This window comes from Hominifimenecus sp. rT4P-3 (assembly GCF_051055405.1).
Lineage (GTDB): Bacteria > Bacillota > Clostridia > Lachnospirales > Lachnospiraceae > Pseudolachnospira.
In genome coordinates this window covers 1515809-1528857 of sequence record NZ_CP167068.1, presented here as the reverse complement: position 1 = coordinate 1528857, position 13049 = coordinate 1515809, and the positions used below count along the sequence as shown (strand labels likewise).

The 13049-nt window shown below is 48.2% G+C and carries 9 protein-coding genes; all 9 read right to left on the bottom strand.

What is annotated here, in order from left to right:
* Entirely contained in the window at positions 1 to 942 is a 942-nt protein-coding gene (locus tag ACCC71_RS07085; protein WP_434311721.1) for a prolipoprotein diacylglyceryl transferase, read from the bottom strand.
* 118 nt (positions 943 to 1060) lie between these two features.
* Complete coding sequence (locus ACCC71_RS07080; protein WP_434311720.1) at positions 1061 to 2905, bottom strand: ABC transporter ATP-binding protein; 1845 nt, start codon at positions 2903 to 2905, stop codon at positions 1061 to 1063.
* Complete coding sequence (locus tag ACCC71_RS07075) at positions 2898 to 5018, bottom strand: ABC transporter ATP-binding protein (protein WP_434311719.1); 2121 nt, start codon at positions 5016 to 5018, stop codon at positions 2898 to 2900. Before ACCC71_RS07075 ends, ACCC71_RS07080 begins: the two co-directional genes overlap by 8 nt.
* Positions 5015 to 5494, bottom strand: coding sequence for a MarR family winged helix-turn-helix transcriptional regulator (locus ACCC71_RS07070; protein WP_434311718.1), 480 nt, complete (start codon positions 5492 to 5494; stop codon positions 5015 to 5017). The genes ACCC71_RS07075 and ACCC71_RS07070 overlap by 4 nt, the downstream gene beginning before the upstream one ends.
* 211 nt (positions 5495 to 5705) lie before the next feature.
* On the bottom strand, positions 5706 to 5960 hold the full coding sequence (locus tag ACCC71_RS07065) for a YlmC/YmxH family sporulation protein (protein WP_434311717.1): 255 nt from the start codon (positions 5958 to 5960) through the stop codon (positions 5706 to 5708).
* Positions 5961 to 6121: 161 nt separating this feature from the next.
* A complete protein-coding gene (ltrA, locus tag ACCC71_RS07060) occupies positions 6122 to 7516 on the bottom strand; it encodes a group II intron reverse transcriptase/maturase (RefSeq protein ID WP_434309915.1) in 1395 nt (464 codons plus the stop codon).
* A gap of 499 nt (positions 7517 to 8015) precedes the next feature.
* Positions 8016 to 9419, bottom strand: coding sequence for a YfcC family protein (locus tag ACCC71_RS07055; protein WP_434311716.1), 1404 nt, complete (start codon positions 9417 to 9419; stop codon positions 8016 to 8018).
* A gap of 158 nt (positions 9420 to 9577) precedes the next feature.
* Complete coding sequence (locus ACCC71_RS07050; RefSeq protein WP_434311715.1) at positions 9578 to 10489, bottom strand: glycyl-radical enzyme activating protein; 912 nt, start codon at positions 10487 to 10489, stop codon at positions 9578 to 9580.
* 92 nt (positions 10490 to 10581) lie between these two features.
* The gene (locus tag ACCC71_RS07045) at positions 10582 to 13002 is read right to left on the bottom strand and encodes a pyruvate formate lyase family protein (protein ID WP_434311714.1); all 2421 of its coding nucleotides are present in this window, start codon (positions 13000 to 13002) and stop codon (positions 10582 to 10584) included.
* Positions 13003 to 13049 lie beyond the last annotated feature (47 nt).

Genomic DNA, 13049 nt, shown 5'->3' with positions numbered 1-13049 from the left:
CTAAATTTCTTCTTTTTCTATCTCTTCGTCTCCTAATCTCTCGGAAGCGTCTTCCTCTTCCAAGGACTCCTCTGTTTCAGAAGCATTCTCTTCTTCCAAAGACTCCTTTGTTCCGGAAACGTCTTCTTTTTCCAAGGAGGCTTCTGGGACAGATGAGTCCTGGTCTCCTTCATTATTTAAAGTCCGATCCGTCCCCTTCTTTCCCGCCACGAGAAATATCAACACACCCAATGCCAAAATGAAAAGAGAAATAAACTGAGATGTCGAAAGGCTTCCCAGCTCGCCGCGGGGATCGTTTCGCAATCCCTCAAGGAAGAAACGGCCCACACTATAAAGAATCAGATACATTCCTCCCACCTGACCATCCTTCTTCGCCTTTTTGGCAAACCACACCAGGACAAAAAAGTGTAGGAAATTTGCAGCGCTTGAAATCAGCTGGGTCGGAATCAGAGAAACACCAGTCGGCGCCTGGCAGGCCTCCACCGCTGGAAAAACAATATGAAGCCACCCGCTGGTCTCCTTTCCATAGCAGCATCCTGCCATCAGGCATCCCAACCGCCCAAACCCCTGCGCCAACGCGATCGAGGGCATGAACAAATCGAAATATCGAACGAAACTCAGCTTTTTCATATGGCAATAGAGCCATCCGCCGGCAATTCCGCCGATAATCCCTCCATACACGACAAAGCCTTCTCCGATATTTTTCCAAAGCGCCGGGTTTTCTAAAAATGCTGGAAGCTCTACGATGATATAAAGAAGTTTGGCTCCAAGGATTCCGAAAATAGCGCAGCAAATTCCAAGATTGAATCCTTTATCACCATCTAGGCCGTATTTCGGAGCTCTGCGCTGCATGACCCAAAATGCCGCCAAAACTCCGATTGCAATCATCAGGCCATAACTATAAAAATTTAACTTCCCTATGGAAAACAGTATTGGTCTCATTTTTATCCCATCACTTTCCGATATTCATCTGGCTTCCAGTTCATTCTTCTACAAGCCAATCTCAGGTCAAATTATATCATACATCCCAAGGGAAAGAAAGCATTTCTTTTCCAGGCGCTTATGCGGTCTCCTCAAATTGGGAATTATACAGCCCGGCATAAAAGCCATTTTTCTTCATCAACTCTTCGTGATTCCCCTGTTCGACGATGTCTCCATCTTTCATGACCAGGATTAAATCCGCATCTCGAATGGTCGAAAGACGATGGGCAATCACAAAGCTAGTGCGGCCTTTCATCAAATTGTCCATCGCTTTTTGGATAAGCTGCTCCGTTCTTGTGTCGACGGAGCTGGTCGCTTCGTCTAAAATGAGAATTCGGTTATCCGCAAGAATTGCCCTGGCAATGGTAAGAAGCTGTTTCTGCCCCTGCGACACATTGCTGGCCTCCTCATTCAGCTCCATCTGATAGCCGCCCGGAAGCGTCTGGATAAAACGATGGGCATGGGCGGCCTTCGCCGCTGCAATCACCTCTTCGTCCGTAGCGTCAAGCCGGCCGTAGCGGATATTTTCCATGATCGTTCCTTTAAAAAGCCAGGTATCCTGCAATACCATACCAAATGCTTCCCGAAGTTTCGTCCGTTCAAAATCCTTTACATCATAACCATCAATCAAGATTCGGCCGCGATTGACATCATAAAAACGCATCAGCAGCTTTACCATCGTTGTTTTTCCCGCGCCGGTAGGCCCAACAATCGCAATTTTCTTTCCAGGCGCAATCTCTTCGCTGAAATCGTGAATGATCATTTTATCCGGCGTATAACCAAACTGCACATGCTCAAAGGTAACCGAGCCTTGAAGTTTTTCCATCGGCACCGGGCAGCCCTCTCCCTGAGATTCTTCCTTTTCTGCCAGGAATTCAAATACGCGTTCCGCAGCGGCCGCCATGGATTGGAGCATATTGGATACCTGAGCCAATTGGTTTACCGGCTGGGTAAACTGACGGACATACTGGATAAACGATTGAATATCTCCTACCTCGATGGTTCCGCGGACCGCTAAAACACCGCCAAGGATCGCTACCGCCACATACCCAAGATTCCCAACAAACATCATCAGCGGCTGCATCAAGCCAGAAAGAAATTGGGATTTCCAAGCGGATTCATAGAGCGCCTCATTGGTCTCGTCAAACTCCTGAATCACCCGTTCCTGCCGGTTAAAAGCCGTCACAACATTCTGTCCACCAAAGGTTTCTTCGATCTGCCCATTGATCGTTCCGAGAGAGCTCTGCTGCTTTACAAAGTACTTTTGAGAACGTTTGACAATATTCATCACCAAAATAGCAGAAATCGGCAGAATCAAAAGCGCGATCAAAGTCATCCAAACGCTGATCGAAAGCATCATGACCAGCACGCCCAGCATGGTCGTGATCGATGTAATCAACTGGGTAATGCTCTGATTTAAGCTCTGCCCCAGCGTGTCTACATCGTTCGTGACCCGAGAAAGAACCTCTCCGTGGGGACGGCTTTCAAAGTAACCAAGAGGCATCCGGCTGATTTTTTCGGAAATTTCCTTTCTCATCCGGTAAGTAACCTTCTGGGATATTCCGGTCATAATCCAGCCTTGTAAAAAACTAAGCGCCGCGCTGATGATATAAAGCCCCAGCAAAAACAGCAAGATTTTTCCGATCTTATCAAAGGCGATTCCCCCTAGTCCAGATACCTTTGACGTTAAACCTTCAAATACAACCGTCGTGGCTTTCCCCAGGATTTTGGGACCCACTACGTTGAAAACCGTACTGCCTACCGCAAAAATCAATACAGCCAAAACCGCAAATTTATAACGCCCAATATAAGCAATAAGCTTTCCTATGGTTCCTTTAAAATCTTTCGGTTTTTCACCTGAGCCATGGGGACCTCTTCCCATCGGTCCTCTTGGCCGGACCGGCCTTGCTTGTTGTTCACTCATGAGAAGCGCCTCCTTTCTTTATGCCTTCCAATTCCGCCTCGGAAAGCTGGCTTTTTGCAATCTGCCGGTACGTCTCGCAGGACTGAATCAGTTCTTCATGGGTTCCGATTCCGGCCACTTTTCCTTCATCCAGAACGATAATTTGCTCCGCGTGGAGAATCGTGCTGATTCGCTGCGCGACAATCAGCAGCGTACTGTCAGATACTTTTTCTTTTAGCGCGGTCCGAAGCGCTGTGTCCGTCTTATAATCCAGGGCAGAAAAACTATCGTCAAACAGATAGACCTTTGGCGCTTTAGCCACTGCCCTGGCGATGGAAAGCCGCTGCTTTTGACCGCCAGACACGTTGTTTCCCCCCTGGGAGATAAACGTCTTATACCCTTCCGGCTTTGCGTCGATGAACTCCGTCGCCTGAGCGATGGACGCCGCCTGTTCCATCACCGCATCCTCTGCCTCCGGGCAGCCGTAACGGATATTGCTGGCAATACTCCCGGAAAACAGGATCGCTTTCTGGGGTACATAGCCAAGCCGCTCCCGCAGTTCTTTGCGGTCCATCTGGCGGATATCCACGCCGTCCAGCAAAATCGCTCCTTCCGTGACATCGTAGAGCCGCGGAATCAAATTTACCAAAGTAGATTTTCCGCTGCCGGTACTTCCAATAATTGCTGTCGTCTCGCCCGGCTTGGCAGTAAAACTAATATGCTCCAACACAGCTTCTTCCGCATTGGGATAGTGGAAAGAAACGTCGCGAAATTCCAGAATACCTTGATTTTGTTCCGGCAATACGGTCTCCTCGGCATCCTGAATGCTGGACGTCGTACTCAGCACCTCCTGAATCCGATTTGCCGCCACAATCGCCCTCGGCAGCATAATCGACATCATCGTCAACATCAAGAAGGACATGATAATCTGCATCGTATAAGTGATAAACGCCATCAGATCGCCAACCTGAAGTTTCCCTAGATCAATGTGGTGCGCGCCGACCCATACGATCAGCACAGTCACGCCGTTCATCACAAACATCATTGCCGGCATCATAAATGTCATCACCCGATTGGTGAACAGCATGGTCTTGGTCAAATCCCGGTTGGCGCCGTCAAACCGTTCTTCCTCATATCGCTCACGGCTAAACGCCCGGATAACGGGAAGTCCGGTCAGAATCTCTCTGGTCACCAAGTTAAGGCGGTCCACCAAAGTCTGCATCTTCTTAAAATTCGGCATAGCGATAGAAGTGAGGAACAAAACAATCCCGACTACTACGACGACCGCCAGAGCAATAACCCAAGTCATAGAGGTATTGGTCTGCATCACGCGGAAAACCCCTCCGATTCCAATAATAGGAGCATAGAGGACCATGCGCAGCAGAATCATCACCACCATTTGGACCTGCTGTACGTCATTGGTGCTGCGAGTAATCAACGACGCCGTAGAAAATTGATCCATCTCTGCATTGGAAAAAGAAACTACTTTTCGGAACACCTGGCCTCGGACGTTCTTTCCAATCGAGGCTGCTACTTTGGAAGCACAAAAGCTGATCGACACAGAGACTGCCAACATCACCAGCGCCAGCCCCATCATCTTCGCTCCCGTTCTCCACATGTAGGAACTCTGAACCGCTTCCAGATCAACCCCACAGATTTCCGCCTCTGTCTTCACCCAGGAAAGCGCAATCTGATTTACCATCGATTCTCCCAGTTCCTGAATCTGCGCTTTCCCCTGCTCTCGCATGGCCATAGCGCCTTCCTCTGAAAGGGAAGAAATCTGATCTCCCAGAGAAGATCGAAGAAGGATTGGGAGTGAAAAAATCGTATCCGCCTTTTCCCACTCGCTCTCTTTTTCGCCGGTAAAGCGGCAAACTTCCCCGTCCTCGATATAGAGGGATTCCACATAGGAAATCTCCTCCTCGGTCATAAACCGTTCCAGTTCCTTTAATTCATTGTACCGGATTACCGAGGGCGTCCCATGTTCGATTCCTTGGTACTGAATACCAATATCGACAATATCCGACGTATAGGCCGGCAGCGTCAAATCACAGTACGCCTGGACGACCAGCAATACAACGACCAAACATACTGTCTTCCAGTATGGCTGGACAAACTTTAAAATACTTTTCATATTGATCCCTTCTTTAACTCATCTTCCAATAAAACTGCCAGCTTTTTCAGCAAACGGGTCAGTTCCTCCGTATCCTCTTTTCCCATCCGCGCCATCAAGCGGAAAGACACCTCATCCATATGTGTCTTGGCTTTCTCCAAGATTGCTTCGCCGGCGTCGGAAAGGGCAATATAGGTCACACGCCGGTCCGCGGGATCGGATAAACGTACAATATACCTCTTTTCTTCCACGCTCCGCAGCATCTTCGAAGCGGCCGGGTTGGTAATTTCCAATTCAAAAGCCAACTCAGAAACAGCAATTCCGGGTACGGATTTTCCCTCCTGTTTTTTCTGACAAAGAAATCGTTTTATCGTTGCAAGCATAAAAAACTCGCCTGGCGGAAGACCTTCTCCAAAATTTAGATACCGCCGCAGGCTATGAAACTGTTGTGTTACACGTATTAACTCCTCCATCTGATGATCTTCTATTTTTCTCATAGTTCCTTCTCTCCTAATTATTAACCTCATCCAATATTTTCCATGGTTAATTATTTATCCATTATAATTTTTTTATTCCCATTGTCAATAGGAGAATTCATAACATTTTGTAAAAAAAGAGTAAAGCCCTTCCTTTCTTATAAAGTAAAAAAATCTCGCAAAGCGAGATTTTCTATCACAAGTCATTTCTTTCGAGGCAAATTTTCGCGGATTAACGCCGTACCTGACATTCGTCCACTTTAATATCAACAAGAATAATGTCTTCTCCAATCTGGCGCACCTGACAAAAAGGAATGACAAATTCGCTGTCGCGCCCCAGAAAGCCGCAAAATTGAGCTGGTCCCGGTACAATCAAAGCGAGAATCTGTCCATTGCAAATGTCAAAATCCAAATCAGCCACAAACCCCAGGCGCCTGCAGTCGCAGACATTGATGACCTCCTTTTCCTGCAAGTCGCAAATCCGCATACGGAACCCCCAAAAGAATCTTTCTATTATCGTATGCAGATCACGCCGCCTTGGTGCATCCCTCTCTCAATTTTTACGCCTGATCTCTAATCGAGTAGGAGGCGGTGACTAGCCGCCGTCCTCTCACAGCACCGGACATACGGTTCTCGTATCCGGCGCTTTCAATAGTTGACGTGCACTGACTGATAGGCGGTGGCTAAATCATAAAAGCCACTGTTTATCAGTCTTTCTTTTGTCATTGCCATATTTATGGCAACTGTATGTGTGGTGAACCAATAGCCTCGGCGACTGTTTCCCGCCTGCCATGCCAAATCCTTCTCCAACCCCATCTTGATTAGGTTTCGCACTTTTGTCTTTGGTTTCTTCCATTGTTTCCATATACACATACGTATTCTGTGATAGAGCCATCCGTTAATGTCATCTATGTTGTTCTTCATGCTCGCTATTCCGTAATAGTTTAGCCATCCCCTCGCAAATACCTTGATTTTCTCAAGGCTTGGCTTAATGGACTGTACCGATTTACGGGAAGATAAATCTTTCAGCTTCGTCTTAAACTTCTTCCATGACTTTGCATGAACCCGGACATAAATGCCGCTCCCGTTCCTTCCCAATGCAAAACCAAGAAACTTAAAATTTCGGATTGCAAACACGCTCACAGTGCGACTTTTCTCCCGGTTGACTGTTAATTTCAGCTTTTCCTCAAGGTACTTTGTACTGCTTTCCAAAAGTCTTTCTGATGCCCGTTTGCTCTTTGCGAGAAGCACAATGTCATCTGCATATCGAACGCACGGAACACCTCTATTTAAGAACTCCTGGTCGAACTCGTTGAGGTAGATATTCGCTAGTAACGGAGATAAATTTCCTCCCTGTGGCGAGCCTTCCTCTGTGTCGATGACCACTCCGTTCTCCATTATTCCACTTTTCAGGTAGCGTTTAATCAGCTGTATTACACGCTCGTCCTTTACATTCTTCCGCAAAAGATTGATAAGTATTTCGTGGTTGATTGTGTCGAAGTATTTCGATAAGTCCAGGACTACCGCAAATGTACAGCCCTGCTCTGCATACTCTTTCACTTTTAGTATCGCTTCTTTTGCGCTTCTGTTCGGGCGGTACCCGAAACTGCCGTCCGCAAACAATGGCTCATAGATTGGCACTAACTGTTGCATTATTGCCTGTTGGAGTGTTCGGTCTATCACGGTTGGTATGCCAAGCTTTCGCACACCACCTTCCGGTTTCGGAATCTCAACACGTCTCACTGGAGACGGAGTGTACTTCCCCCTGTAAATCCGGTCGGTCAGCTCCTGTTGATGTTCCTTTAGGTACGGAAGCGCTTCCTCGACAGTCATCCCATCGATTCCTGGCGCCCCCTTGTTTGCCTTCACTCTCTTATACGCTCTGTTGACGTTATCCTTATGTAGTATCGCTTCCAAGAGCTTTGGCTGTGCACTGTCTCTTTCTTTCCATATCCGATTGAATGACCTTGACGCTTCCGCATACCCTTCGTGTTCCGCACTGTCTCTTTGCGGACAGCCATTGTTTTCCAAGTTTTCTGTCATATACAGTCATTCCTCCTTTCCCGGTCATACTCAAGACTCCCACTGATTCGGTCCTTCATGAAAAAAAAAACTTCACTACTATGACCTCTGCTGACTTCTGTGCGTTCAGCATTGCCTTAAGCAATGGTTACCTCTTTCAAGGCATACCGCACAGACCTCCCCAGGTACCACACGTTTCCTCCTCTCCATCCATCTGCCTCATTTATCATGCATGATTCCGTGTAGTTATTGGGCTTCGACTTGGTAAGCAGCCTTACCCTCATGCATAACCTCATATGTGATTTCTGTTCGTCAGACCAGAGATTTGCCCGCGGGTTAGTAGGTTCCCCACATCCGGCTTCCTTCAGATTCCACCTCACGATGGACACCCTTGCCTTCGGCTATATCCTTCCCACTACCGGGCGGATTCGGGACTTTAACCCGTTAGAAACGTGCGCCGCTGGGCGCACTTACAGAAAACGACCTGCCAGTCGGTAACCGGCAGATCGTTCATATTGTTTTACATCGGGCCATATTGGATGATCTGGGCCACGATCAGCAAAGCCGATCCGGTAATGACCCACATCAGAAAGACCTTCCACATGTACTTCATCCAGTTGGTATACGGCACATTTGCTACGGCCAGATTTCCCATCAACGCCGAAGCAGTTGGAAGAATATAGTTACAGAATCCGTCGCCGAAATTGAACGCCAAAACAGCGGTCTGGCGGGTCATCCCTACCATATCGGCGATCGGGGTAAAGATCGGCATAACCGCCGTTGCCTGGCCGGTTCCGGAACCGATAAAGATGTTTACGATGATGTTTGCAATAAACATGGCCGGAGCCGAAAGAAACGCCGGTACGTGGGATAACGCCGTACCCATCGCATACACGATCGTGTCCATCACATGGGCGGCATCTAAAACCACTCCCACCGCGCGGGACACACCGACGATCAGGCAGACGCCGATCATTTTCTTTGCGCCTTCGGTGTAAAGTTCGCAGATCTTACTGGCGCTGTAACCAGATACAATACCCGCGATCACACCTTCGCACAGGAATACCATACTAATCTGATCCATGCCCCAGGATAATTTCAGGCAGCCAAAGACCATCACCGCCAAGGAACCCAGAACCGTTGCGATAACCAAAATCTTCCGGAGATCCAGTTTGCCCATGGAATCCAGATCGGCATTTCCTTCGATGGAAAATCCCTCCGTCCGGCTTAGTTCATACATCGGACTAAGCGCGGGATTCGCCTTTACCCGTCGGGCATAGCGAACCAGGAAAATATCGGTCACGATCATGAAAACCCCAAAGCAGACAAAACGGAACACAATACCGGAATAAAGAGGAAGGCCCGCGATTTCCTGTGCAATTACTGTCGTGGTAGCATTGAGAGTACCGGTCGAAAAGCCGATGGCGCCGCCCAAGACCACCAGAGAGACGCCTAAGATCGCGTCAAATCCCATGGAGATCGCCATCATTACAATAATGGGCGTAAAGCCGATGAAGGTAACCACCGACTGGGAGGTGGCAATCAAGCCAAAAATCAGGGTCAATACCGAAATGAAAATGATATCCTTCTTTCCGAATTTCCGGACGAATGCTGCGATCAAACTCTGCAGCGCGCCGCTTTCCAGCACAACAGTAAAGGCGCAGCCGGAGAAAATCGTCATAAACAGCATGGAGCTGACTTTCAGGAATCCGCTTACAATATAGCTCGGTATATTCCAGGATTTCAAATATTCTTTTTCCAGATAGGTAAACTGGTCTACGACGACCACATCCAGTCCCGCTTCGTTCTTTTCGCGGGCAAATTCTCCCGATGGAATAACCCAGGTCAGCACGACAGCCGCTAGAACCACAAGGACAATGACCCATAAGGGATGGGGAAAGGATTTTTTCTTTTTCTTCTCCATGTTTTTTCCTCTGCTTTCTCGCAAATTGCTCCAAAGTGCATGCTTCTTTAGATAGGTCCATTATAGGCGTACTTTCTTGTTTTTCCCACTGACAAAATCAGCAGGAATAGGAGGATTATTTTGCTGATTTTCCAGTGTTTTTCTTTTTTCCTGCTTTCTTATTCATATTTTGCGCAAAATCCATAGGACTTTATCAACTCCGCCAGCATCTGAATGCGGGATTGTTCCGGCGTCTGAAATTGCCGGCAGATCTCCGTGCTCCAGCCCAGCCCTTCCCGCTTCGAATTCCCCATATCATGGTAGGGCAGAAGCCATATTTCCTCCGGCGGATTATGGAAGGTCCCTAAAAAACAGCAGACATTCCGAATTTCTTCTTCTGAGTCATTGACTCCGGCAATCAAAGGCAGCCGAATCCATATTTTTTTATTCTCCTCGTCCGCCGCCCTTTTTAAATTTTCCAAAATCCGCTCATTCCCTACTCCGGTCAGTTCCTGATGACGCCCGGAATCCATATGTTTGATATCATAAAGCAATAGATCCGCCTCTTCAAACACAATTTTGGCTTTTTCCCAGGAAGCAAAGCCGCAAGTTTCAATTGCTGTGGAAATGCCAAGAATTTTCCCCTGACGTAAAAGCTCCGCTGTAAATTCCGGTTGGGCGAGAGGCTCTCCGCCGCTGACCGTAAGGCCGCCGCCGGAATACCGGTAAAACAAAAGGTCTTTTTTCACCTCGTCCATTACCTGCTCCACGGTTTTTTCCTCTCCGGCCTGTTCCCTGGCTAAATTCTGGCAGACACCAACGCAGGCGCAGCAATCCTGGCACTTCTGCCGTTCCTGAATGATTCCTTCCGCTTTTTTCTGAATGCACCCGTTTGGACAGACCGGTATGCAGGCGCCGCATCCCGTACACAGATGGGAATACCAAATCATCTGCACTTTCGATAAATTGGATTCCGGATTATGGCACCACTGACACCGAAGGGGACATCCTTTTAAAAACACGGTGGTTCGAATTCCCGGACCATCGTGGATTGAATAACGCTGTATATTAAAAACAATTCCTCGGTTCAATGTTTTCCTCCTAAAAAGCAGCAGGACATCTTTCCCACTGGGAAATTCTTTGGAATTCCCTGTGGGAAAGGCTGCCCCGCCGGTATACTAGTTTATAAGCCCCGATAACTGGTACGCTCAATCACCTCATCCTGTACATTTTTGGACAGCGATACAAAATAAGTACTGTATCCAGCCACCCGAACAATCAGATCCTTATATTTTTCCGGTTCTTCCTGGGCATGGATCAGGGTATCTTGGTCTACCACGTTAAACTGAATCTGATTTCCGCCTTCCATCATATAGGTACGAATCAGCATAATCAACTTTCGCTTGTCATCTTCCGACTTCAAGGCTGTCGGATGGATTTTCATATTATGCAGCGTCGCGTTCAAGCGAGTTTGGGGAAGACGCATAGCGCTGTTTAACATAGCGGTTGGGCCGCAGACGTCACATCCTTGCTCCGGTGAAACAGAGCCGTCCGCCAAAGGACTTCCCGCATACCGGCCGTCTGGAGTCGCCCCCGTCAACCGTCCGCCTGGATCGTGAGCGGTGATGGACAGACCGCTGACACAGAATTTTCCGCCCCGGTAGCTGTCGACGCTGCACCCGATGTCAATCAGGCGATTGTAAACACGAGATACGACGGCGTCGGTTTCCTCATTATCGTTTCCATATTTCGGAACATCTAGGCACATCTGGCGAATCTTCTGATTCTCCTCTCCCTCCCAATTGGCGTCCAGTGCGTCCACTAACTGCTTCATCGTGATCTTCTTTTCGTCAAAAACCAGCTTTTTGATCACTGCCATGGAATCTCCCACATTGATGGTGCCTACGCCCAAATTTAACGTAGGTCCAAGGCCGTAAGGAAGCTTTCGCATCTTTCCAATCACTCCGACCTCTACGCCGTCGGAAAACAGAGAGATCGGGAACGGATCCTGCATTTCTTTTCGCCCGGTCAGATAGCGAAGCAGCATATCCTGCGCAAAATATTCGATATAATACCGCTGGTGTTCCAGCATTTTGTCTTCAAACTCTTCATAGGTCTTCATCTGGCAGACATCGCCGGTTTTGGGACCGATCTGCATTCCCAGATATGGGCTGTAACCATTGTGAAGGAAGGTATCGAAAGGCAGGGAAGTTACCATCATGGAATATACATGTCCCCATCCTTCCGGTACGGTCGGATCCACGCATCCCATCACCATATAATTTCTGGCTTTTTTCAGAGGAACGCCTTTTTCCATTAACGTCGTAATGTATCCCCGATCACTGTTAAAGGACGGCATTCCAATCCCAGTGGATACCAATTCTACCGCCTTCATCAATAATTCTTCCGGCGTCCCCTCATGCACGCGCAGATGCAGCGTATGATGAGGCGTCCGGCAGCGGTAGGCGGCTTCCAGGAAAAGATAGGTCATGGCATTGGTCACATCCTTGCCATTCTCGTCCACGCCGCCCAGGGTAACGCCGTTCCACCGGGCCTGGCCGGACCATTTTAGACGGCTCTGGCCGCCGGAAGTGTTTTTCATCTGCATGATCTTCAGGCGGTAATTTTCCAAATACTCCAATACCGTCTCATCATCCAGCACGCCATTTTCCTGGTCTTTTTGATAATAGGGATACAGCACTTGATCCAAACGACCCAAAGGAGTCGTAGTCTGGCAGCTGATCATCAAGAAAAGGAACCACAAAAACTGCATCGCTTCCCGGAACGTTTCCGCCGGATAACGGGGAACGCGCCGGCAAATCTCAGCCATCTGAAGAAGTTCATTTTTCCGGTTCGCATCCTGGCATTTCTCCGCCTCTGCTTCCGCCAGGTCGGCGTACCGGTTCGCCCAGTGAATGACACCTTCGTTGATGATGATCATTGCTTTCCAAACATAGATCTTTTCGATGTCTTCTTCGGTCTTGATCTCCATGCTGGATACTTGTTTCAGCTTTTCCCGTGCTTCATCGATCGTCGCCTGCAAGCCTTTTTTCAGCACATATTCATAGTCGATCTGATAGGTGTCCGCTTCCGGCAGAATCGCCATGCCGTTGCAGGCATAACCCATACCCGCCGCTTCTTCCAAGGTTTTATTGACCGGAAGCAAATATCCGCTTTTTTTCCAAGCCCACATGGGCTCGTCATACAGATCGTACAGTTTATATTCCGGAATAATTTTATGCCAATATTCTGTCAACTGGTACATCAACTCCGCCTGCTCATCCGTAATCGAATACTCTTCTCCACGCAGGGATTCAATTCCCTCTTTCTGCCAAGTACCTTTGGTCCAGAAATCGGCTTCCACGCACATAGGTCTGGATGCCGGGGCTCCTGCCAAAAGATCGCCTTCCATGATATAAATCGGAATGTTCTCCAACATATATGCCTGGGCCTTTGCCATGCGGATTACATTGGGATCTCCCTCATATTTCTGAAATGCCTCTGTAAAAAGCCGGGCTTTTTCTACGCTAAACGCGATTTTCGGTGTGCGCACGATTTCATAGAGTTTTCGGATACGATCCGACATGACTCTTTTGTTGTCCATTCTACGTTCCTCCTCGTTTCTTTCATGTGAGATCATTGTAGCACCGG

Bases quoted from the DNA above. Each gene is read 5' to 3' on its own strand.
- ACCC71_RS07085 (WP_434311721.1), bottom strand. From the start codon at position 942: ATGAGACCAATACTGTTTTCCATAGGGAAGTTAAATTTTTATAGTTAT.
- ACCC71_RS07080 (WP_434311720.1), bottom strand. From the start codon at position 2,905: ATGAGTGAACAACAAGCAAGGCCGGTCCGGCCAAGAGGACCGATGGGA.
- ACCC71_RS07075 (WP_434311719.1), bottom strand. From the start codon at position 5,018: ATGAAAAGTATTTTAAAGTTTGTCCAGCCATACTGGAAGACAGTATGT.
- ACCC71_RS07070 (WP_434311718.1), bottom strand. From the start codon at position 5,494: ATGAGAAAAATAGAAGATCATCAGATGGAGGAGTTAATACGTGTAACA.
- ACCC71_RS07065 (WP_434311717.1), bottom strand. From the start codon at position 5,960: ATGCGGATTTGCGACTTGCAGGAAAAGGAGGTCATCAATGTCTGCGAC.
- ltrA (WP_434309915.1), bottom strand. From the start codon at position 7,516: ATGACAGAAAACTTGGAAAACAATGGCTGTCCGCAAAGAGACAGTGCG.
- ACCC71_RS07055 (WP_434311716.1), bottom strand. From the start codon at position 9,419: ATGGAGAAGAAAAAGAAAAAATCCTTTCCCCATCCCTTATGGGTCATT.
- ACCC71_RS07045 (WP_434311714.1), bottom strand. From the start codon at position 13,002: ATGGACAACAAAAGAGTCATGTCGGATCGTATCCGAAAACTCTATGAA.